Origin of the sequence: Psychrobacillus sp. FSL K6-1415 (assembly GCF_038003185.1) — a bacterium.
Classification (GTDB): Bacteria; Bacillota; Bacilli; order Bacillales_A; family Planococcaceae; genus Psychrobacillus; species Psychrobacillus psychrodurans.
On sequence record NZ_JBBOOQ010000001.1, the window covers coordinates 765,575 to 788,582 of the forward strand.

The 23,008-nt window shown below is 41.3% G+C and carries 19 protein-coding genes; 18 read left to right on the top strand and 1 reads right to left on the bottom strand.

The window, feature by feature from the left end; genetic code table 11:
* Positions 1-11 precede the first annotated feature (11 nt).
* From argJ to MKY60_RS03770, 4 genes are all read left to right on the top strand, one after another.
* Positions 12-1,238, top strand: a complete 1,227-nt coding sequence (gene argJ, locus MKY60_RS03755) for a bifunctional ornithine acetyltransferase/N-acetylglutamate synthase (protein ID WP_340928611.1) — start codon at positions 12-14, stop codon at positions 1,236-1,238.
* Complete coding sequence (argB, locus tag MKY60_RS03760; protein WP_340928613.1) at positions 1,201-1,980, top strand: acetylglutamate kinase; 780 nt, start codon at positions 1,201-1,203, stop codon at positions 1,978-1,980. Before argJ ends, argB begins: the two co-directional genes overlap by 38 nt.
* Complete coding sequence (locus tag MKY60_RS03765; RefSeq protein WP_340928615.1) at positions 1,977-3,101, top strand: acetylornithine transaminase; 1,125 nt, start codon at positions 1,977-1,979, stop codon at positions 3,099-3,101. The genes argB and MKY60_RS03765 overlap by 4 nt, the downstream gene beginning before the upstream one ends.
* A 1,138-nt stretch (positions 3,102-4,239) precedes the next feature.
* Positions 4,240-5,193: a nuclease-related domain-containing protein gene (locus tag MKY60_RS03770; protein ID WP_340928617.1), complete on the top strand. Its 954-nt coding sequence runs from the start codon at positions 4,240-4,242 to the stop codon at positions 5,191-5,193.
* A 486-nt stretch (positions 5,194-5,679) separates the two neighbouring features.
* Here MKY60_RS03770 and MKY60_RS03775 read toward each other — a convergent pair whose 3' ends face one another.
* On the bottom strand, positions 5,680-6,243 hold the full coding sequence (locus tag MKY60_RS03775; RefSeq protein ID WP_340928620.1) for a helix-turn-helix domain-containing protein: 564 nt from the start codon (positions 6,241-6,243) through the stop codon (positions 5,680-5,682).
* A 256-nt stretch (positions 6,244-6,499) separates the two neighbouring features.
* Between MKY60_RS03775 and MKY60_RS03780 the strand changes: the two genes are divergently transcribed.
* From MKY60_RS03780 to MKY60_RS03845, 14 genes are all read left to right on the top strand, one after another.
* Entirely contained in the window at positions 6,500-7,321 is an 822-nt protein-coding gene (locus tag MKY60_RS03780; protein WP_340928622.1) for a transporter substrate-binding domain-containing protein, read from the top strand.
* 82 nt (positions 7,322-7,403) lie between these two features.
* Positions 7,404-8,063, top strand: a complete 660-nt coding sequence (locus tag MKY60_RS03785) for an amino acid ABC transporter permease (RefSeq protein WP_340928624.1) — start codon at positions 7,404-7,406, stop codon at positions 8,061-8,063.
* Between the two features lie 21 nt (positions 8,064-8,084).
* Positions 8,085-8,813 carry an amino acid ABC transporter ATP-binding protein gene (locus MKY60_RS03790; protein ID WP_340928625.1) on the top strand — a complete coding sequence of 243 codons (729 nt, stop codon included), beginning with the start codon at positions 8,085-8,087 and terminating at the stop codon, positions 8,811-8,813.
* A 145-nt stretch (positions 8,814-8,958) separates the two neighbouring features.
* A complete protein-coding gene (locus tag MKY60_RS03795; protein WP_340928627.1) occupies positions 8,959-9,384 on the top strand; it encodes an RbsD/FucU family protein in 426 nt (141 codons plus the stop codon).
* 19 nt (positions 9,385-9,403) lie between these two features.
* Positions 9,404-10,171: a DeoR/GlpR family DNA-binding transcription regulator gene (locus MKY60_RS03800; RefSeq protein WP_090565527.1), complete on the top strand. Its 768-nt coding sequence runs from the start codon at positions 9,404-9,406 to the stop codon at positions 10,169-10,171.
* Positions 10,172-10,345: 174 nt separating this feature from the next.
* A complete protein-coding gene (locus tag MKY60_RS03805; RefSeq protein WP_445677998.1) occupies positions 10,346-11,824 on the top strand; it encodes a sugar ABC transporter ATP-binding protein in 1,479 nt (492 codons plus the stop codon).
* Positions 11,825-11,841: 17 nt separating this feature from the next.
* The gene (locus MKY60_RS03810; RefSeq protein ID WP_090565523.1) at positions 11,842-12,834 is read left to right on the top strand and encodes an ABC transporter permease; all 993 of its coding nucleotides are present in this window, start codon (positions 11,842-11,844) and stop codon (positions 12,832-12,834) included.
* A 55-nt stretch (positions 12,835-12,889) separates the two neighbouring features.
* Positions 12,890-13,870: an ABC transporter substrate-binding protein gene (locus MKY60_RS03815; RefSeq protein WP_090565521.1), complete on the top strand. Its 981-nt coding sequence runs from the start codon at positions 12,890-12,892 to the stop codon at positions 13,868-13,870.
* 87 nt (positions 13,871-13,957) lie between these two features.
* A complete protein-coding gene (locus tag MKY60_RS03820) occupies positions 13,958-14,920 on the top strand; it encodes a Gfo/Idh/MocA family protein (protein WP_340928631.1) in 963 nt (320 codons plus the stop codon).
* An 18-nt stretch (positions 14,921-14,938) separates the two neighbouring features.
* Positions 14,939-15,580, top strand: coding sequence for a class II aldolase/adducin family protein (locus MKY60_RS03825; RefSeq protein WP_340928633.1), 642 nt, complete (start codon positions 14,939-14,941; stop codon positions 15,578-15,580).
* 12 nt (positions 15,581-15,592) lie between these two features.
* Entirely contained in the window at positions 15,593-17,029 is a 1,437-nt protein-coding gene (locus MKY60_RS03830) for a rhamnulokinase (RefSeq protein ID WP_340928635.1), read from the top strand.
* Positions 17,030-17,043: 14 nt separating this feature from the next.
* Positions 17,044-18,828, top strand: a complete 1,785-nt coding sequence (locus MKY60_RS03835) for an L-fucose isomerase (protein WP_340928637.1) — start codon at positions 17,044-17,046, stop codon at positions 18,826-18,828.
* 352 nt (positions 18,829-19,180) lie between these two features.
* Complete coding sequence (locus tag MKY60_RS03840; protein ID WP_340928640.1) at positions 19,181-20,803, top strand: ribulokinase; 1,623 nt, start codon at positions 19,181-19,183, stop codon at positions 20,801-20,803.
* The gene (locus MKY60_RS03845; protein WP_340928642.1) at positions 20,772-22,820 is read left to right on the top strand and encodes a bifunctional aldolase/short-chain dehydrogenase; all 2,049 of its coding nucleotides are present in this window, start codon (positions 20,772-20,774) and stop codon (positions 22,818-22,820) included. The genes MKY60_RS03840 and MKY60_RS03845 overlap by 32 nt, the downstream gene beginning before the upstream one ends.
* Positions 22,821-23,008 lie beyond the last annotated feature (188 nt).

Consider the following 23,008-nt stretch of genomic DNA (forward strand, 5'->3'; position numbering starts at 1 on the left):
AGGAAAAACCGATGACTACTAAAACGATGACGATGAAAAGCATCTCCTACAAAAACATCGCTTCACCTAAGGGTTTCCAAGCAACAGGAATCCATTGCGGTTTAAAGCATAAGAAAAAAGATCTTGCACTACTTGTTAGCGACGTGCCTGCAAGTGTAGCTGGAGTTTTCACAACAAATGCCATCAAAGCTGCACCATTACTTATCACAAAAGATGTTGTATATGAAACAGGTAAAATGCAAGCAATCATCGTCAATGCAGGAAATGCCAATGCCTGCACAGGCAAACAAGGTATGGCGGACGCATACATGATGCAAAAACTCACAGCAGAAAAACTAGGGATTGATCAATCACTTATTGGCGTTGCATCCACTGGAGTAATAGGGGAGCTCATGAAAATGGAACCAGTAACAACAGGTATCCAAGCATTAGAGCCTGTAAATGAACTAGAAGGTGCAATTGACTTTTCTCTAGCAATCATGACTACAGATACCGTAACAAAAAATACAACATATCAAACAATCATTGATGGTAAAGAGGTTATTATCGCAGGAACGGCAAAAGGCTCTGGCATGATCGAACCAAATATGGCAACTATGCTCGGTTTTATTACAACCGATGCAAATATAGAATCCAACCATCTTCAGGACGCACTAAAAGCTATCACCGACGTGACTTTCAATGCAATTACCGTAGATGGCGACACATCTACGAATGACATGGTTATCGTGATGGCAAATGGAATGGCACAAAACAATTCGTTAACTCCAGACCATCCAGATTGGGAAAACTTTGTGCAAACCTTACACACTGTGTCACAGGATCTAGCTAAAATGATCGCCAAAGACGGGGAAGGCGCAACGAAGTTAATTGAAGTGGAAGTAAAAGGTGCTATTACAGACATAGAAGCCCGTAATATAGCAAAAACCGTAGTAGGTTCTCCGCTTGTAAAAACTGCCATCTTCGGAAATGATGCGAACTGGGGAAGAATCATCGCTGCAGTCGGCTATAGCGGTGCAACAATCGACCCTAACGCTATTACAATCCTACTTGGCACAACTAAAGTAGTGGAAAATGGAGAGCCTGTTCCATTCTCAGAAGATGATTTAATCATTTATTTGAAGCAACCAGAAGTCAAGATTTTCGTCGATATACATCAAGGCAATGGTCAAGGAACTGCATGGGGGTGCGATTTGACATATGACTACGTCCAAATCAACGCAACTTACCGCTCCTAAAAGCATCGTCATCAAGCTGGGCGGTAGCATGCTCGATGGGTTAAATGAAAACTTCTTCGCCAATTTTAAAAAACTTCAAGCAACGGGTCATGAAATCGTAATTGTCCACGGTGGTGGCCCAGCTATCAATAAAGCTCTTGCTAATAACGGAATATCGACCACATCCATTAACGGAATACGTGTGACATCCGCTGAAGCAATTGGAATTGTCCAATCTACTCTAGTTGGTCAAGTAAATCCAGCACTAGTTCATCAACTGAATAAAAGCGGTATCCAAGCAATAGGCCTTAGCGGATACGATAACCAATTATTACAGTGCACGATACTAGACAAATCAACGTACGGTTTTGTCGGAGAAGTACAGCAAGTCAATACCTCATTTATTGAAACGTTGCTGAAAAACGGGATCACTCCAGTCATTTCAAGTATTAGCTGCACGACAGATGGAGAACCACTTAACATTAATGCCGACACTGTAGCAAGCGAAATTGCTTTAGCAATAAAAGCGGAAAGCTTACAACTCGTTACCGACACTCCAGGTATAAAAATAGATGATGAGATACAAGAAACTGTTACCTCTGAAAAAGTTACAGACTGGATTATTTCTGGTGATATTTACGGAGGAATGATTCCAAAAGTAACAGCAGCACTTGACTGCCTTGCAGCAGGCATACCATCCGTCCAAATCGTGGGCGATCAACTGTCCGGCACAACAATTTTGCAGCAGGAGGTATACGCATGAGCTCTTTATTCCAAAACTATACTCGCCGACCTATTCACCTTGTGAAAGGAAAGGGTACCATCGTTACCGACGACACTGGAAAAGACTATCTCGATTTCACAAGTGGTATAGCCGTGCTCAGTCTTGGTCATACTCATCCTGCGATAGTTCAAGCGATTCAGCAGCAAAGTGAAAAACTCTGGCATATATCTAACTTGTTCGAAAATCCAGAACAAGAAAAACTAGCTGAAACACTTGTAAACGATACACACTTCGCACACGCATTCTTTTGTAACAGCGGAGCAGAGGCGAACGAAGCAGCTATCAAGCTAGCCCGCAAACATACTGGGAAACATACCATCATCACATTTGAAAAATCATTCCACGGACGCACATTCGGCGCCATGTCCGCCACTGGCCAAGACAAGGTACGCAACGGCTTCGGTCCATTACTTGAAACCTTTCGTACTGTACCCTTCAACGACGTAACTGCCTTAGAAGCAGTAATCGATGATGAAGTCGGCGCGATCATGCTCGAAGTAATACAAGGGGAAGGCGGCGTTAACCAAATAACACCTGAATTCGCTCATGCCATCTCCGACATATGCGCAGCCAATGGAATCTTGCTCATAGTAGACGAAGTCCAAACAGGCATCTCTCGTACTGGTACCCGCTATGCATACGAGCAAACAGTCCTAAAACCTGACATCATGACGTTAGCCAAAGGACTTGGTGGCGGCTTCCCAATCGGAGCCATGCTCGGAACAGCAGAACTACACGACACATTGGGTCCAGGCACACACGGCACGACCTTCGGAGGAAATCCTCTAGCGGTAGCCGTCGCACAAACAGTTCTAGACAATGTATTTGTGCCAGAATTTATAGCAGAAGTGAATAAAAAATCTGCTTATTTTATCGAGAAATTAAACGAAGCATTACCAACCAACCAACTAGTCGGCTCTGGTCTATTACTAGGAATCGTCTGCGAAGAAGAAGTTGCAAACTACATAACAGCCGCCGACGAAGCAGGTCTACTACTAGTAGCGGCAGGACCAAACGTAATCCGTCTCCTGCCACCACTAACCGTAACAACCGAAGAAATAGACCAAGCCGTCGAAATCTTAAAAACCATCCTATCTTAATAAACACTTGAATTAAAGCGCTCAGCGAACCGCTATTCACAACCAAGGACCTGCTATCCCGGCAGGTCCTTTAATGTATACAGCAACAAATTCCAAATAACCCCGGTCCGCAAGTTTAAAAAGAAAGCTTTTCGCCCATGCGAAAAGCCAATCGCATTGAAAAGAATCCAAATAGTCCCAGTACGCAAGTAAACCTCCACTGAGAGCAAGTAACCTATGATCATGTGCAAGTACTCAACCGGACTTCGCAAGTAAATCCACCACGAAAGCAAGTAACCCCCATCTCTCCGCAAGTAAAACCCAAAAAGGAAGCCTTTCGCCCATGCGAAAAGCCAAATGCATTGAAAAGAATCCAAATAGTCCCAGTCCGCAAGTAAACCTCTATTGAAAGCAAGTAACCTATGATCATGAGCAAGTATTTAACCGGACTCCGCAAGTAAATCAACCATGAGAGCAAGTAACTCCCATCCCACCGCAAGTAAAACCCAAAAAGGAAGCCTTTCGCCCATGCGAAAAGCTAACTGCATTGAAAAGAATCCGATTAATCCCAGTACGCAAGTAAACTTCCACTGAAAGCAAGTAACCTATGATCATGAGCAAGTACTCAACCCAACTCCGCAAGTAAATCCACCGCGAAAGCAAGTAACTCCCATCCCACCGCAAGTAAAACCCAAAAAGGAAGCCTTTCGCCCATGCGAAAAGCTAACTGCATTGAAAAGAATCCGATTAATCCCAGTACGCAAGTAAACTTCCACTGAAAGCAAGTAACCTATGATCATGAGCAAGTACTCAACCCAACTCCGCAAGTAAATCCACCGCGAAAGCAAGTAACCCGCATCTCTCCGCAAGTAAAAAGCAAAAACCATGCGAAAAGCTAACTGCATTAAACCCAAAATAATCCCGTTTTAGTGTGAAAACCGATTCTATAAACTCTACTGCAAATTTAGCATCAAAATAATACAATAATATTCCTAGAATCAACTAATATTATTGTGTAATATGAGAAACAATTCAGTTCTTAATCTCATTTCTTAAACAAAATTCGATTCTCCCCTCAAAATTCCCGTTGAAATGCAATTTCTGTAGTAGCTCTAGTAGACTTAAACTAAATATGCTAATCTATCCTCGAGGTGATAAAATGATAGTAAAACCATATGCACAAACGCTATATATGGAAGCACTTATCTCGTTAAACAAACGACTGAAGAAAAACCATCCCAAATATCTCACTCTCCGAGAAGACCTAAATCGCAATATTGCAGGAGACATAGGCGAAGAAGCAGTTATGAGTTTTCTTCAAAAAGTTAAACTTCCATACAAATTCTTTGCCTTTCACAACATTTCACTATTCGGAGAGTCATTATTTCAAATGGATATCTTAATAATTACACAGTATTATGCTGTGATATTCGAAGTTAAAAACATCCAGGGAGAAATTGAATTTAAATCTCATCCATATCAGCTGAGCCGAACATTATCAACTGGAGTAAGAAACTCGTTCGACAGTCCAGAGATTCAACTCCAAGAGTATATTTATCAGCTGAATGTTATATTTAAGACCGGAGGATTTTCGCTACCTATCTACGGTGCAGTTGTTTTTCCTTTTACTAGCAGTTATATCAAAACCCCTCCAAATGAAACAACCGTACTATTCCGTAATGAAATCAGATCCTATTTAAGAGAATTGAAAACGCATGATTCCCCACTTTCCTTAGAAGTGCTTGACAGCCTCAAAAGATTTATTCTAAACAAAACCACCAGTTACAAACCATTCCCTTTAGCACAACACTTTGCAATTAATCCTGACGACATCATCAAAGGAGTAGGATGTACTATCTGTAACCTTGTCGGAATGAAAAAAGTTGCCCGTCACTGGATATGTCCTAAATGCAGAAATATCAGCACTAATGCACATATAAAAACCATAAAAGAATATTTTCTCATATACAAGGACTCCATCTCCAATACAGAGTGTCGCCAATTTTTAAATCTAAATAATATGTACGAAGCGAACAGAATCCTAAAAAATGCAAATCTAATCAAAACTGGTAAATACAAAGATGCTAAATATAAAATGGAATTTATAAAATAAAGATCTTCTGTACCTAATAGAAGATCTTTTTATGTGTAATAAAATTCATATATAAGTAAATATCTTACAAATTTAATATTCTATGAGGAGAGTAAATACCGAACTGCATAAGAAATTCCATATAACCCCAGACCGCAAGTAAACCTCTGTCTAAAGCAAGTAACCACCAATCGAGAGCAAGTACGACCCCCGACTCCGCAAGAAATCCACCACGAAAGCAAGTAACCCTTCCCGCTCCGCAAGTAAAACTAAAAGGAAGCTTTCGCCCATGCGAAAGGCCAACTGCATCTGTAAAATTTCCATATAACCCCAGACCGCAAGTAAACCACCAACCAAAGCAAGTAACCATCAATCGAGAGCAAGTACCACCCCTAACTCCGCAAGTAAATCCACCACGAACGCAAGTAACCCCACTCACTCCGCAAGTAAATCAAACCACACCCAACCAAAAAAGCCCTCCGCTCACACGAAGGACCTCCCAAAAACCTAAAAATCATGCGTCATCGTCCAAACAGCAATCGCATCGGTATCCCCATCGTTCATAAAACGATGCGGCAGCGAGCTATCAAAGTAAATACTATCCCCTTCATCGATAAGGTAAACCTCGCCCTCAATTTCAATCCTCAAACTACCAACCAGCATTAGACCGCACTCTTCGCCACCATGGAACATAAGTGGATCATCAGTGCTCTCACCTGGCGACACAGTCATCTTAAAAAAGCTCATCTGCTTGCCTGAACTTGGTGACAAAAGCTCATATCCGACATTTGGTCGCACACGTTTTATGAAATGACCCTCACCTTTTCGGGTCAAAGTTACTGCATTATTTTCTTCTGCTTCAAAGAACGAAAACACAGGAACCTTCAAACTATGGCTTAATTTCCATAACGTCTCCAGAGAGGGGGATACTTGTCCGCGCTCTATTTGAGAAATCATACTCTGGCTCACACTAGCTTTTTTCGCCAATTCATCGGAAGTCAATCCTTGAAATCTGCGTAAATACCTAATCCGTTTACCAACCTCACTTTTGGGAAAAACCAATTTAAACACTCCTTTTGAATAAAGATACAATATACAGAATAATAAAACATTATGATATTAAAATCAAAAAATACTAATCTTATAATAAAAAGCATATAATACAACTATACATAATCTATTTTGCACTTTTATTCTAATAGAATCAATAATAAAAATATTATAACTAATTATTTTTTATGTAGACACGTGAATAATAATAATTTATACTACTAATAATTCAATAGTTTCATAAGGGGAACTGAATAAAAAAACGGGGGTTAAGTTTATGAAGAAATGGTTAATGGCAGTACTAATGATTACCATGTTAATCATTGCTGGATGTAGCAATGATTCAGGTGGTGGAGTTTCAACAGAAAACTCCACAATTCAAAAAGTATTAAAAGAGAAAAAACTAATTATCGGGATGTCATCAGGATATTTTCCATTTGATATGAAAAATCCAGATGGTGACTTTGTTGGGTATGACGTAGATTTCGCAAATGCGCTTGGAGAAGCACTTGGAGTGAAAGTGGAGTACAAGCAATTTACATTTGACGGATTGATTCCAGCATTACAAACAGGGGAAGTTGACATGATTTTCGCTGGTATGACAATAACAGGTAGTCGTGCTTTGGCGGTTAGCTTTGCAGATCCTTATTTCCAAACTGGTCAAGCAGTAATGGTTCCAGGGGATGATACACAAACAAAAACATGGCAGGAACTAGATGTTAAAGGAACTAAAATCGCTGTTGGTATCGGAACTACTGGTGCTCTACTTGCAAAAGATGTATTTAAAAACGCAGAAATCATGGACTTTGAAGATTTCCCAGCAGCTGCAGCAGCAATGGCTCAAGGCCAAGCAGCAGCTGTAGTATACGATGAGCCTGCAATTGCTGTATGGAAATTACGTAACGGCGATGCTGTAAATCAACTTGAAGGTTTAATTTCTACAGAAAACTTAGGGATTGCAATTAAGAAAAATGATTTCGAAACAATTCAATGGGTTAACTCATTCTTAAGCAGCTATCTTGGAAGTCCATCAGAACTTGCATCACGTGCAAAATGGTTCGAATCTTCTGAATGGTTAGATGAAGTAGTAGAGGAATAGGGACTAGCGCTGAGTAGTGATCAAATATCTACTCAGTGCATATTCTTGCAAAACACTCAGCCAACTTAGAGGAGGAACAACTATGTATCAATATGACTGGAGTGTCATAAGTCGAAATATGGACGTGTTCATCGAAGGTGCGCTGAAAACGCTTGAGATTTCTGCGATTTCCATCCTTCTAGCAATTCCAATAGGCATTCTATTTGGACTCGGACGTATTTCTAAAAACAAGATCATATTTATCATTTCATCCGCATACATAGAAATAATGCGAGGGGTACCACTACTGGTTCTACTCATCTGGATTTTCTACGTACTTGGACAATTTTTCTCATTAGGCTCCTACTGGGGTTCAATTACTGGTCTTTCCCTGTTTGCTGGAGCATTCATCGCGGAAATAGTTCGATCTGGTATTCAAGGTGTACCAAAGGGACAAATGGAGGCAGCTCGCTCATTAGGTATGTCCCATACAAAAGCAATGATTCACATTATTTTACCGCAAGCATTTAGACGAGTATTGCCGCCGCTTGCATCACAATTCATCATGCTAATAAAAGATTCATCACTTATATCTGTAATAGCAGCATCCGAATTAACGCTAGCAGCAAAAAACTTAGTGGCAACATCATTCCGATCCATTGAAGTATGGACATTCGTCGCACTAATCTATTTCATCATGACATTCAGCCTATCGTTAATCATTCGATACTTCGAAAAACGATTACTAAAAGGCGAGGCATAACGTTAAGGAGGGTGTACCCAAATGATCACTATCAAAAATGTTAACAAAAGCTTCGGCGACCACCACGTCCTAACCGACGTTTCGCTTGAAGTACCAAAATCGAATGTTATCGCATTGATTGGCCCAAGTGGAGCAGGGAAATCGACCTTAATCCGAACTATAAACGCATTGGAGCCGGTAGATAATGGGGAAATAACAGTGGACGGCATCTCCATCCATGACAAAAAAATAGATATCAACGTAGCCCGCACAAACATCGGCTTCGTATTCCAAAGCTTTAACCTATTCCCATTCTTAACCGCATTAGAAAACGTTACAATGGCACCTATAAAAGTAAAAGGAATGAGCAAAGAAGAAGCTGAAAAAAGAGGGAAAGAGCTACTAGCTTCCCTTGGCTTAGCAGACAAATTCGATGCCTATCCAAACAGACTTTCCGGTGGTCAGCAACAACGTGTAGCCATTGCGCGAGCATTAGCAATGGACCCGCAAGTCATGCTATTTGATGAACCAACATCAGCACTCGACCCTGAAATGGTAACCGAAGTGCTTGATGCTATTCGTAAACTAGCAAAAGACGGCATGACCATGGTTGTCGTAACGCACGAAATGGGCTTCGCCAAAGAAATCTGCGACGAAATCGTCTTCATGGCAGAAGGAAAAATAGTTGAACGGGCAGCACCGGCTAAATTCTTCACCAACCCAGACACACAGCGTGCCCAAGACTTCCTATCAAAAGTCCTTAACCACTAGAGTAATCTAGTGGTTTTTATTTTGAATAAAACACCTTCCCAGTACACTTAGTCCTACCCTCATCAACCCCAACAAAAAAACACTTCCTTTCCTAAAAATCTTTGGTATCATATAATAAAACAAAAACAAACAAAGGAGAAACCACATGCTTAAAAACATACCGCACTGTATTTCGCCCAATCTCCTCAAAATTCTTATGGAAATGGGGCATGGAGATGAAATTGTCATCGCAGATGGTAATTTCCCGGCTGCATCACACGCGCTAAATTTAATAAGACTGGACGGACTCCATATTCCTGAAATACTTGAAGCAATTCTAACGCTCATGCCACTCGACACATATGCGGATTCATCGGTTTTTTATATGATGCATGGACCAGAAACCTCCGCACCACCGATTTGGAAGAAATACGAGAAAATCCTCCAAAACACAGATAACCAAACTGTCACACCTGCGAAACTCGAACGTTTCCGCTTTTATGAACAAGCCAAACAAGCTTACGCAATCATCGCGACTAGCGAGCAAGCGCTCTATGCCAATATTATTCTTAAAAAAGGCGTAATCACATAAAGAAAGAAGGAATCCAAGTATGTTAGTTCCGGAAAGACATAAAAAAATCATCAACATTGTCAATGAAAATAAAACCGCCCGTGTATCTGAACTGAGCAAACTACTAAAGGTGACGGAGGAGACGATCCGCCGTGATTTAGAGAAACTAGAATCAGAGAATAAATTAGCTCGTACGCATGGTGGAGCCATTTCTACACAGGAGGAAGAAGGGGATATTCCTTATTTCCAACGTGAAGTGATGAACCAACAAGAAAAAATGGCGGTCGCTAAACAAGCTGTTACTCTAATACAAGAGGACGATATCATATTCCTCGATGCTAGTTCTACTGCTTTCTACCTAGCTAAATTACTTCCCAATAAGAAAATAACCGTGCTTACAAACTCGCTTAGAGTAGCCGCTGAACTAGCCAACCAAACACATATTCAAGTTATAGTAGCTGGTGGTAACCTTTCCCCAACTTCCTTATCTTTAGTAGGGCCACTTACTGTTAGCACATTGGAACGTTATCACGTAAACAAAGTCTTTTTCTCTTGCAAGGGTCTACACAAAGACTGGGGAATCAGTGATTCCAACGAGCAGCAAGCAATCGTCAAACGCAAAATGATCGAGATGGCAGACCAAAAAATACTCCTACTGGACCATACAAAACTCAACAAAAAAGCATTTGCTCACATCGAAAAAGAAGAGGTTATTAATACGATAATCATTGATGATCTAGCAAATAAAACATATCTAAAGTATTTCGAAGAAAAAAACATAAAAATTTCCTATGCGCAATTGGGTTGAGTCCTCATTGCGCATCGTGTAATAACCAAATTACGAATTAAATAGTCAGAATTATAAAAAAACCACTTGATTTTATTAAATATCTATTTTATAATCAACACAATCAAAGAAAAACAAATATAAACAAATATCAAACAACAAAAAGGCGGGATGAAAGTGGAGCCTCTTTTACGAATGGAACATATTAGCAAATCGTTCCCGGGTGTCAAAGCATTATCCGATGTAACAATCGACCTCCAATACGGGGAAGTACTAGCGCTCGTTGGGGAAAATGGTGCGGGAAAGTCTACGCTAATGAAAATCCTTACAGGTATCTATCCAAAAGACGAAGGAACAATCAATCTTCAAGGGAAAGATATTACAGTTCATTCTCCAAAACAAGCACAAGAACTTGGTATTTCCATCATTCATCAAGAACTCAACTTGATGAAAGACCTCACAGTTGCAGAAAATATTTTCATCGGACGTGAACCAAAGGGAACGATGAACTTACTTGTAAACGACAAACAGCTGAATAAGCAAACAGCAGAACTTTTCAACAAACTCAACTTAGACTTAGACCCCAAAACTAAAGTGCGTCATTTAACCGTAGCAAAGCAACAAATGGTAGAAATTGCAAAGGCACTTTCATTCAACTCGAAAATACTCATCATGGACGAACCAACCACAGCGCTGACAGAAACCGAAATCGATACACTCTTTGACATTATTACTAGCATCAGAGAAAAAGGCGTCGGCATCATTTATATCTCTCATCGAATGGACGAACTTAAGCGAATCTCTGACAGAATAACGGTTATGAGAGACGGAACATACGTGGACACCCTAAAGACATCAGAAACGGAAATGAGCAAAGTCATTCAACTGATGGTTGGCCGACATGTATACATAGAATCGAAGCCAAACATTGCTTCTGGAGAAAAAGAAACAGTACTAAAGGTAAGTAATATCTCCACCAAAAACCTGTTAAAAGATGTTTCGTTCGATTTAAAAAAAGGAGAGATACTTGGATTTGCTGGGCTAATGGGTGCAGGACGGACAGAAGTAGCTAGAGTACTATTCGGTGCTGATCCATCAACAAATGGAACGATTAACCTTCATGGCAAAGAAGTCAAAATAAAATCACCAGCGGACGCCGTGAAACAAGGAATCGGCTACTTATCAGAAGACCGAAAACAATACGGCTTACTCGTCAGCATGGACGTCAAATCGAACATTGCACTAGCAACTATAAAAGACTACCAAACGAACTCAGTTTTTGTAAGCGATTCCAAAATCAAAAAAACAGCTACAAAATACGTCGAGAGTCTAAAGATTAAAACTCCATCTGTAGATCAAGAGATTAGACTCCTCTCTGGAGGCAATCAGCAAAAAGTCGTTATTGCAAAATGGCTCCAAAGGGATTGCGACATTCTAATCTTCGATGAACCAACACGTGGAATTGACGTTGGTGCAAAAGGAGAGATTTATAAACTACTAGATGAGCTTGCAGCAAGTGGGAAATCAATCATCATGATCTCATCTGAATTACCTGAAGTTTTACGAATGAGTCATCGGATCGTCGTCATGTCAGAGGGAAAAATCACAGGGGTACTTTCCTCGGAAGAAGCAACACAAGAAAAAATAATGGAGTATGCAACACAGCTCCACTAATAATAGGGGTGAAGTAAATGAACGTGGATACAATTATTGAAAAAGAGCCAGTAAAGAAAAAAGTCATACCGCCAGGTGCTATTCAACAAACTCTAGCATTTGGAAGTTTAATAGTTTTAGTTATTTTTTTCTCAATTGCATCAGATAGCTTTCTACAATGGAGCAACATGATCGGTATTTTATTATCAACTGCAGTAATTGGAATTCTTGCACTTGGTGCTACATTTGTCATTATTACAGGCGGAATTGACCTTTCAGTAGGAACAGTAATGACTTTATCCTCGGTCATTTCCGGAGTAGTCATTGTCAATGCAGGTTTACCATTGATTGTCGGTGTTTTTGCAGGTATTGCAACAGGGGCAATCTGTGGCTACCTTTGTGGTATTGCAATTACCAAGATGAAGATTCCTCCTTTTATTGCCACGCTTGCAATGATGATGATTGCAAAAGGTCTGGCACTAGTTATTTCAGGGGCAGCACCAATTTATTTCACAGACCATGCTTTATTCACAAAGATTGCACTTGGCTCAATAATTCCGGGAGTGGACATTCCAAATGCAGTTCTAATATTTTTCCTCGCTGCAATTATTGGAGCGGTCATTTTATCAAAAACGATTTTAGGACGTTATAATTTCGCAATTGGAAGCAATGAAGAAGCGACAAAACTTTCAGGTGTGAACGTGGATTTCTGGAAAGTGACTATTTATTCATTGGCAGGAGCATTTACAGGAATTGCTGGAGTTATCATGGCTTCTCGTTTAAATTCAGCCCAGCCAGCATTAGGTCAAGGCTATGAATTGGAAGCGATTGCAGCGGTTGTTATCGGTGGAACATCCCTTAGTGGAGGGAAAGGAACAATCGTTGGGACAGTAATCGGTGCACTGATTATGAGCGTTCTAACAAACGGTCTACGCATCATGTCTATCCCGCAAGAATGGCAAACGGTCGTAGTCGGCATGGTTATTATTCTAGCAGTATATATGGATATTCTCAGAAGACGCAAAGAATAACAAAGGGTCTATCGTCCAAGTGACGTTAAATATAAAAGGGAATGGGGAGAAATAAATGAAGAAAAGGTCATGGATTTTAGGAAGTATGTTAGCTGTTTCTACGATTTTAGGTGCATGTAATGCAGAGGAAGCTGATTCTAGCACAACATCAGAACCAAGTGGCGATAAACCATACGTAGCGATTGTCTCCAAAGGATTCCAGCATCAATTCTGGCAAGCAGTAAAACAAGGGGCAGAAGAAGCAGCGGAGGAATTTGATGTAGAAATTACTTTTGAAGGACCAGAAAGTGAATCACAAGTGGATAAACAAATAGAAATGCTCCGCGCGGCACTGGACAAAAAACCTGATGCACTCGGCTTTGCGGCACTTGACTCGCAAGCTGCAACACCGTTACTAGAAGAAGCTCAAAAAAGTGAAATACCTATTATTGCATTTGACTCAGGAGTAGAAAGTGATATTCCTCTTGCAACTGCTTCTACCGATAACAAAGCAGCAGCGGCTCTGGCTGCAGACAAAATGGCTGAATTCATCGGCGAAGAAGGAAAAATTGCACTAGTTGTACATGACCAAACCTCCGTAACAGGAGTACAACGTCGTGATGGCTTTAAAGAACAAATTGAATCCAAATATCCAAATATAGAAATCGTCGACATCCAATACGGTGGTGGAGATCATCTTAAATCTACCGACCTTGCAAAAGCGATGATTCAAGCGCATAGCGACTTAAAAGGAATTTTCGGTTCCAATGAAGGCTCTGCAATCGGTGTTGTAAACGCTGTACAAGAACTAAACAAATCGGGTGAACTTGTAGTTGTCGGTTTTGACTCGGGGAAACAACAAATTGACGCAATTACAAGTGGCTTAATGTCTGGGGCAGTAACACAAAATCCAGTCGGCATCGGTTACGAAACAGTAAAAGCTGCAGTAGATGCGATGAACGGAAAAGAAGTTGAAAAAACAATTGACACAGGCTTCATCTGGTACGACAAAGACAATATTGAATCAGAAGAAGTGCAAAACGCAATTTACGAATAAAACACAGCATTCCTGTTGCAAAAAGTTACTGGTGGCTTACATAGAATCAGTAACAAATTGCAACACAAAAGAAAGGAGGCTAACAAATTGAAGTCATTGCGATGGGGAATTATAGGCGCTGCGAACATTGCTAAACAGCAAGTTATTCCAGCGATCATACAAACACCAAACAATGAAGTTACTGCAATAGCAAGTAGTAGTGGCAAAGCAGAATCCCTAGCTCAGCAATTCCATATTCCAAACACATTCCAGTCATACGAAGCGCTTCTCGAATCATCTGATGTGGATGCAGTGTACATAGCACTTCCGAATGCATATCACAAACAATGGGCACTTGCTGCAATCCAAGCAAACAAACATGTCCTGTGTGAAAAGCCGATTGTGCTCACTACAAAAGATTTAATAGAACTTCAACAAGCAGCCCAAAAGCATCATGTACTCCTAATGGAAGCTTTCATGTATCGTTTTCATCCGCAAATAGGAAAAGCAAAGCAATTGATAACAGAAGGAACAATTGGGGAAATACTCACGATTCGTGCCCGTTTCCATTTCACGATGGAAAATTGGGACGATGACATTCGCCTCGATCCAAATCTTGGGGGAGGGGTACTAAATGACATTGGATGTTATCCGGTAAATGTACTGAACTATTTAATAGAAGAAACTCCAAAAAACATCCAAGCTTTACAGGGGAAAACAAAAAAAGCAATCGATACACATATAGCTGTCCAACTTAGCTATCCATCCGGGATCCTTGCCCAGTTTGATGCAAGCTTTTACGGACCGATGACTCAAACTATTGATATTATCGGTACAGCAGGAACGATGCAACTACCATTTGCTTTCAGAGCTGACCAAAACAATTACGATGGGATCATCCATTACCACTCAAACAATGAAACCCATACCGTCAAAGAAACTGGAAATGCCTATATCGAGCAGATAAAAGCATTCCACCAGGCTATCGAAAACAAAGAATCACCAACATATACACATGCACAAATGCTCCAACAAACAGAAACATTAGAACGCATCGCTAAAGCACTCTAGCAGAAAGGAAGTAACTAAATGTCTAAAGTCATTGAAGAACTAAACAAATATGCACATAAATTAGTAGACCAAGGCCTAGTAGTAGGAGCAGGCGGCAACCTCAGCATGCGAGATGGAGGTTACATGTACATCTCTCCAAGTGGCTTTGATCTCAAGGAAATAGAACCTCATCAGTGGGTGAAAGTCGATATTACAACAGGAGAAATCGAAGGCAATCTTCGCCCATCATCCGAAGTACTCATGCATTTAGAATGCTTCCGTAAAAATGAGGAAATCCAAGCAGTTCTTCATGCACATCCGTCCTATTCGGTAGGCGTCTCCTCTGCTGGCAAAGACATTCCGCCTTTATTTCCAGATTTTCCAGCGATGGTCAAGAGTGTGGGTTACATCGATTACGTCATACCGACGACCAATCTACTTGCAGAAAAAGTAGCAGAACTCGTTGACAAAGATGTCATCATTATGCGTAATCACGGTGTTCTAACATTAGGGAAAACGATGAAAGAAGCATACTTTTTCATGCAACTAACGGAAGAATCCGCCAAAGTATATACTATTAGTTCCATTTTCGGTGGTCCACGAGTTTTGACTGAACAAGAATGTGAGGACCTTCGAAACCTTTCAGCAGAAAGATATCGCTCGAAATTGCTAAAGGAATAGGAGGGAATCACAATGACAACAGTACTTGCCTATGATCTCGGAGCATCTAGCGGTCGCCTAGTCTCCCAAAAATTTAACGGGCAAACGCTCACGATGAATGAAATACACAGGTTCCAAAACAAACCAGTTCATGAAAACAATCATTATTACTGGGACTACAGGAATCTTGTAAAAGAACTAAACCAAGGTCTCAATAAAGTAACGTCACCTGCCAAATCACTAGGCATCGACACATGGGGTATAGACTTTGGATTATTAAATAAAACCGGACAGCTCGTCTCCAAACCATTTTCATACCGAGACACGCACTCCGTCCAATATGTCCAACAAGCTACAAAACAATTACCACCCCAAACATTATTTGAACAAACCGGTAACGAAATTTCTGCCATAAACACATTATTTCAACTGATGGCCATCCAAAGTCAATACCCACAATACTTAACCGAAACTACCGAAATACTTATGATGCCCAACCTACTTATGCACGCATTATCAGGCGTCAAACTGAACGAATTCACTATAGCCTCAACATCACAGCTAGTTAACAAACACAAACAATGGGACAAAAATATTCAACAAACTTTTTTCAATCAAACACTCCCATTCGCACCAATCGAAATGCCGCATCAAATGGTAGCTACGATAAAGAACCATCCTACCATCCAAATGGCTCTTGTACCAGGACATGACACAGCCTGCGCATTATCTGCACTACCAATCCAACGACCAAATGCCTTATTCATCAGTATTGGAACATGGGGGCTAATCGGAAAGGAAATAAAAGAACCAATCACAACAGCAGAAGCATTTCAGCAAAGCTTTACAAACGAAGGAACGAGCGAAGGGCAATACCGATTTCAAAAAAACGCCATGGGATTTTGGATTCTTCAAAAATGCCGAGAAGAATGGAAGCAACAAGGAATCCATTTCACATACGAACAAGAAATAAATGCTCTGCAACAAGCAAAATCATTCAACACATTCATCGATCCAGATGACGACCTTTTCTTTAACCCAGTATCGATGCTGCAGGCAATCAAGAAATATTGCTTGCAAACAAATCAGCAGGTTCCAATCACACCCGGTGAGCATATCCGCTGTTTCATCGAAAGCCTTGCTATAAAATACGCATACACAATCAAACAAATAGAAAAAATCACGAATACGAAAACAACCGACATTTACATCGGTGGAGGCGGGACACAAAATACAAATCTATGCCAATTTATCGCAAATGCATCGAACAAAATAGTCCATACTGGACCAACCGAAGCAAGCTCTATCGGTAACGGATTATCCCAACTGCGAGCGCTTGGAGAACTACACTCAATCGAAGAAGGACGACAACTTGTCGCAAACTCTTTCGAGATGAAACAATATGAACCACAGCACAATACCGAATGGCAAGAAGCAATCGATCGATTTCAACAACTACTACATATGTAATGGAGGAATTATTCATGACAAAAGAACGTTATATCGGATCTTTACCGAAAATAGGAATACGTCCAACAATTGATGGTCGCAGAAGAGGGGTACGTGAATCCTTAGAGGAAACGACGATGAATATGGCAAACAACGTCGCAAAATTCCTATCCGAAAACCTTAAATACTATAACGGGGAATCGGTAGAATGCGTCATTGCAGATACTTGTATAGGTGGGGTAGCTGAAGCAGCACAAGCAGCCGAGAAGTTTAAAAAAGAAGGAGTCGGCGTTTCACTTACTGTAACTCCTTGCTGGTGCTACGGCAGTGAAACAATGGATATGGATCCGCATCTTCCGAAAGCAGTATGGGGCTTCAACGGAACAGAACGACCGGGAGCAGTTTACCTAGCAGCCTCTCTTGCCGGGTACAACCAAAAAGGGATACCAGCATTCGGAATATACGGGCATGACGTTCAAGATGCGGGAGATCCAACTATCCCTAAAGACGTCCAAGAAAAACTTCTCCGTTTCGCAAAAGCTGGCCTTGCAGCAGCAATGTTAAAAGGAAAATCATATCTCGCTATGGGGTCTGTCTCCATGGGAATTGCAGGAAGTATCGTAAAAGACGACTTCTTTCAGGAATACCTAGGCATGCGTAATGAGTACATCGACATGAGTGAATTTGTACGCCGGATGGATCTAGAAATTTACGACAAAGAAGAATACGAAAAAGCACTTCAATGGGCAGACGAGAACTTAACCATAGGTGAAGACATAAACAAAGAAGAATTCAAACGTACAGATGAAGAAAAACGTAGTGACTGGGAACGGTCTATTAAAATGACGCTCATCGCTCGTGACCTTATGATTGGCAGTGACAAACTAAAAGAAATGGGCTTTGAAGAGGAAGCAAATGGTCATAATGCACTTATCGCTGGATTCCAAGGGCAGCGTCAATGGACGGACTACTTCCCGAACGGTGACTTCATGGAAACCTTCCTAAACTCATCCTTTGACTGGAATGGCAAACGCGCACCATACATTCTTGCAACGGAAAACGATAGTTTAAATGGTGTCACAATGGCAATGGGCAATCTACTAACAAACACTGCACAAGTTTTTGCAGACGTGCGCACGTACTGGAGCCCAGATGCAGTAAAACGTGTAACCGGAAAAGAACTCACAGGAAAAGCTGCCAACGGAATCATCCATTTACTTAACTCGGGTTCTGCAGCACTTGATGGAACCGGTCGCCAACAAATAGACGGCAAACCTGTCATGAAACCGTTCTGGGATATCACAGACGAAGAAGTAAAAGAAACACTAGAAAACGTTCAGTTCCGTCCGGCATCAACAGAATACTTCCGAGGCGGCGGCTATTCAAGTGATTTCACAACAAAAGGCGATATGCCAGTAACAATCGCCCGTATTAACTACGTAAAAGGACTTGGCCCAGTGCTGCAAATTGCTGAAGGGTACACCGTTGAACTTGAAAATGACATGCATGACACACTGGACCTACGTACAGATCCAACATGGCCAACGACTTGGTTCGTTCCAAACCTAACTGGCGAAGGTGCATTCACTGATGTTTACTCCGTCATGAACAACTGGGGAGCCAACCACTGTGCTCTCAGCTACGGTCATATCGGAGACGACCTAATAACACTTGCTTCCATCTTACGAATTCCCGTAAACATGCACAACGTCGAAGCCTCACGCATCTTCCGCCCAAGCGCATGGAACATGTTCGGCACCGACCAACCAGAAGCAGCCGACTACCAAGCATGCCAAAACTTCGGCCCGTTATATAAATAAGTTAAGTAAATAGGGTGCAGCTACAGTGTTGCTATTCATAATCAGTTTCTAACTCGCGAAGGGTCTGCTGTGGATTCTCTAGATAATACTGTATATTCTTCGTGTCTAATAGAATCTCTTAATTCTTATTAACATGTTAAGTACTACCTACGTTATTGATTGGAGTGGAAGGTGGCGACTCCGACGGGATAAGGGAGACAGATGAGACATCACATCGTGCGCGTAGCGACGGTGATGGCTCATCGCTCCCCCCCGCGGAAAGCGTCCACCTGCAACGGAAATCAAGGGTTTTCGGAATTTATTTTTAATGGTTATGAATTTAACTTTTGAAAGATAGTAGAGAGGTGAAACCATGAAATATGCAATCGGCATTGACTATGGAACCGAATCAGGACGTGTAATATTAGTGAACATCGAAAACGGCGATATCGTCGCTACTAGTGTGACACTCTACCCCCATGGCGTCATCACTGGGCATTTAAATAACCGTACTCTAGGCAAAGAAACTGCACTCCAAGTGCCACAAGACTACCTTGACGTACTCATTAACTCAATCCCGGAAGTAATAAAAGAAATTAACCCAAACGACATCGTAGGTATTGGACTAGACTTCACATCATCCACCATCCTACCAGTCGAAGAAAATCTAAACCCGCTATGCCAAACAAAAGAGCATGAAAATAACCCAAATGCATACGTCAAACTGTGGAAGCACCACGAAGCAGAAGACGAAGCAAAACACCTAAACAAAATCGTACAGCAAGAACAATGGATCAAGCGTTACGGAGGTACCATCTCATCGGAATGGATGATTCCTAAAGTGTTAGAAATCGCAAACGATGATCCAACACTTTTTAACCAAACTCATCTATTCCTCGAAGCGGGGGATTGGGTCGTTTCAAAACTAACAGGAAATCTTATTCGAAACAGCTGTTCTGCAGGCTACAAAGGGACATGGCATAAAGAAACAGGATTTATCGACAATGAAACATTACAAAAAATCGGTCCCGCCTTAAACAATATATACAAAACAAAATTACAAGGGAACGTTCAATCATCCGGCACACTCGCTGGTACATTAACAAAAGAAATGAGTAAAAAAGTTGGACTCCGTGAAGGAACTCCAGTTGCTGTAGGGATCATCGATGCTCATGCGGCACTTCCCGGAGCCGGAGTAAGTGAACCAGGCACGCTCGTCATGGTCATGGGAACGTCGACCTGTCATTTACTACTTAGCGAGAAAGAAGTGTTAGTCCCTGGTATTAGTGGTGTCGTAGAAGATGGTATCCTACCAGGCTACTTTGCATACGAAGCCGGGCAGGCAGCAGTGGGGGATTTATTTGCCCACTTCCTAAAAAATTATCATACGAATTTTGAAACACTTACCGATGAAGCTAAGGCACTTCAACCCGGACAAAGTGGTCTTCTGGCACTCGATTGGCATAACGGCTGCAGAACTCCATATGTAGACACAACTTTATCGGGTGTCCTAGTTGGAGAAAAACTCTCTACAACACCAGCTGAAGTATATCGAGCATTACTTGAAGCAACAGCTTTCGGTACAAAGGTCATCATCGATTTATTTGAAAAGCACGAAATCCCTATTAACCAAGTAATCGCAACAGGTGGTATACCAAATAAAAACAACCTACTTATGCAGATTTATGCAGACATCCTGCAAAAAGAAATAACTGTTGTACAAACCGACCAAGCACCAGCATTAGGAGCAGCTATCCTAGGAGCAGTTGCAGCAGGTGCATACGACTCCTATCCGAGAGCTATCCGACATATGGCGTCCAATGAAACAATCATTTATAAACCGAACAAAGATAACGCCAACATTTACAACCAATTATTTGATATGTACAAACAGCTCAGCACATTTTTCACAGAGCAATCATCTATAATGCACGACCTAAACCACCTGAAAGGGGAGAAAAAATATGATAGAAAACCTATGGAACACATCCGATAAATCTGTACAATCCAATACATTAGAAGAACTTACTTACCGCTCGAACTTAATCGGAACAGATCGTCGCGTTTGTAACTGGGGTGGGGGAAATACCTCCTTCAAAACAACCGCAACCGATTTTCGAGGTAACGAAGTCGAAGTAATGTGGGTAAAGGGGAGCGGTTCTGACCTCGCAACAATGAAGGAATCCAACTTTACTGCACTTCAACTAGAACATATTCTTCCACTTCAACACCGCGGAGATATGACAGATGAAGAAATGGTTGACTATTTAAGTCATTGCATGCTCGACAAATCGCATCCACGTGCCTCCATCGAGACACTTTTACATGCGTTTCTTCCATATAAACATGTAGACCATACACATCCCGACAGCATCATCAGTATTTGCTGTGCACCAAATGGCGGGGAAATAGCAAAAGAAATATTCGGAGACCGTTTCGTATGGGTCCCATATATACGTCCTGGTTTTCTCCTATCTAAAATGATTGCAGAAGGTGTACAAAACAATCCGAATGCTGAGCTAGTCCTAATGGAAAAACACGGTCTAGTCGTTTGGGGAGACACTGCACGAGAGAGCTATGATAAAACAATCGACATTATTAATGAAGCAAAAGCCTATATTGATCACAAATTAAAACAACATCCTGCATTCGGAGGACAATCAACAGAAACAGTGCCTCAAGAAAAAAGACTTCAGACATTAAACGAAATCCTTCCATACATAAGAGGACTCGTTTCAACAAACCAAGGTCAAATCGTAACATATGATGACTCAGACGAAGTACTGGAATTCGTCAATAGCGAACGTGCTGCCTTACTTTCCCAAGTAGGAGCAGCCTGTCCAGATCATTTAGTGCACACAAAAAGAGTCCCACTTTTCATAAACTGGGATGGAAATCTAGATACGATTAAAACAAGTATTGAAACGTACAAAGCAGAATACCGAAATTACTTTGAAGCTTATACATCCTCAGACGATAACATGTTCGACCCATCACCTAGGGTCATCCTTATCCCAGGAATTGGGATGATTAACACTGGAAAAGACAAGGCATCTGCCCTTGTGAGTGGCGCACTTTACCACCGAGCTATTTCTGTCATGAAAGGTTCAGATGCTCTTGGTGGTTTCACATCTCTTTCTGCAGAAGAATCTTTTTCTATTGAATACTGGCCATTGGAGCTCTATAAGCTATCACTTGCACCAAAAGAAGCCGAGTTCTCTCGAAAAGTTGCATTCGTCACTGGAGGAGCAGGAGGAATCGGTAGTGAAACATGCCGTCTATTAGCTTCTCAAGGAGCACATGTTGTCCTAGCCGACTTAAACCTAGAAGGAGCAGAAAAAGTTGCCTCGGAAATAAATTCAGCATACGGAGAAGGTAGAGCAACAGCAGTAAAAATGGATGTAACTGATGAAGATCAAATTATTGCTGCATTCCAATTAGTAAATCGCACATATGGTGGTGTAGATATCCTGGTAAATAACGCAGGTCTTGCTACATCCAGTCCATTCGAAGAAACAACCTTAAAAGAATGGAATCTAAATATGAATGTACTCGGAACAGGATACTTCCTCGTCTCACGAGAAGCATTTAAAGTGATGAAAGCACAGGGAACAGGTGGCAGCATGATTTTCATCGGCTCCAAAAACTCTATCTATGCCGGCAAAAATGCATCTGCTTATAGCGCGGTCAAAGCACTCGAAGTCCACCTTGCACGCTGTATAGCTGCAGAAGGTGGAGATTTCGGAATCAGAGCAAACTCTGTATTGCCAGATGCAGTCCTACAAGGTTCTGCCATCTGGGGATCGAAATGGCGCGAAGAACGAGCAGCTGCATATGGCATCGAACCGGACGAACTAGAAAATCACTACAGAGAGCGAACCGTCCTAAAAGAAAACATCTACCCAAGAGACATCGCAGAAGCTATAGCTTACTTCGCCTCAAGTAAATCAGCCAAAACAACCGGCTGTATGCTAACCGTAGACGGAGGAGTAGCCGCAGCATTTACTCGTTGATGTTATATTGATGAGTTTTTGCATATATATTTGCATAAGTGTTGCTCACGAGTGTAAGTATATGTACCAATTTAGTTATTTTATAAAGTGATAGAAGCTTATACATGTTAGTCATTTTATATTCCAAGATTAATTGAAGGTATTTACCTTTTCTAACTGGTAAATAGGATGTGCGCCTTCCAGGCCGC

Excerpts from the sequence above, each read along its gene's own strand:
- MKY60_RS03835 (WP_340928637.1), top strand. The coding sequence starts at position 17,044 with ATGACAAAAGAACGTTATATCGGATCTTTACCGAAAATAGGAATACGT.
- MKY60_RS03845 (WP_340928642.1), top strand. The coding sequence starts at position 20,772 with ATGATAGAAAACCTATGGAACACATCCGATAAATCTGTACAATCCAAT.
- MKY60_RS03805 (WP_445677998.1), top strand. The coding sequence starts at position 10,346 with ATGGAACATATTAGCAAATCGTTCCCGGGTGTCAAAGCATTATCCGAT.
- MKY60_RS03780 (WP_340928622.1), top strand. The coding sequence starts at position 6,500 with ATGAAGAAATGGTTAATGGCAGTACTAATGATTACCATGTTAATCATT.
- MKY60_RS03790 (WP_340928625.1), top strand. The coding sequence starts at position 8,085 with ATGATCACTATCAAAAATGTTAACAAAAGCTTCGGCGACCACCACGTC.
- MKY60_RS03840 (WP_340928640.1), top strand. The coding sequence starts at position 19,181 with ATGAAATATGCAATCGGCATTGACTATGGAACCGAATCAGGACGTGTA.
- MKY60_RS03825 (WP_340928633.1), top strand. The coding sequence starts at position 14,939 with ATGTCTAAAGTCATTGAAGAACTAAACAAATATGCACATAAATTAGTA.
- MKY60_RS03830 (WP_340928635.1), top strand. The coding sequence starts at position 15,593 with ATGACAACAGTACTTGCCTATGATCTCGGAGCATCTAGCGGTCGCCTA.
- MKY60_RS03810 (WP_090565523.1), top strand. The coding sequence starts at position 11,842 with ATGAACGTGGATACAATTATTGAAAAAGAGCCAGTAAAGAAAAAAGTC.
- argJ (WP_340928611.1), top strand. The coding sequence starts at position 12 with ATGACTACTAAAACGATGACGATGAAAAGCATCTCCTACAAAAACATC.
- MKY60_RS03795 (WP_340928627.1), top strand. The coding sequence starts at position 8,959 with ATGCTTAAAAACATACCGCACTGTATTTCGCCCAATCTCCTCAAAATT.
- MKY60_RS03785 (WP_340928624.1), top strand. The coding sequence starts at position 7,404 with ATGTATCAATATGACTGGAGTGTCATAAGTCGAAATATGGACGTGTTC.
- MKY60_RS03815 (WP_090565521.1), top strand. The coding sequence starts at position 12,890 with ATGAAGAAAAGGTCATGGATTTTAGGAAGTATGTTAGCTGTTTCTACG.
- argB (WP_340928613.1), top strand. The coding sequence starts at position 1,201 with ATGACTACGTCCAAATCAACGCAACTTACCGCTCCTAAAAGCATCGTC.
- MKY60_RS03770 (WP_340928617.1), top strand. The coding sequence starts at position 4,240 with ATGATAGTAAAACCATATGCACAAACGCTATATATGGAAGCACTTATC.
- MKY60_RS03800 (WP_090565527.1), top strand. The coding sequence starts at position 9,404 with ATGTTAGTTCCGGAAAGACATAAAAAAATCATCAACATTGTCAATGAA.
- MKY60_RS03765 (WP_340928615.1), top strand. The coding sequence starts at position 1,977 with ATGAGCTCTTTATTCCAAAACTATACTCGCCGACCTATTCACCTTGTG.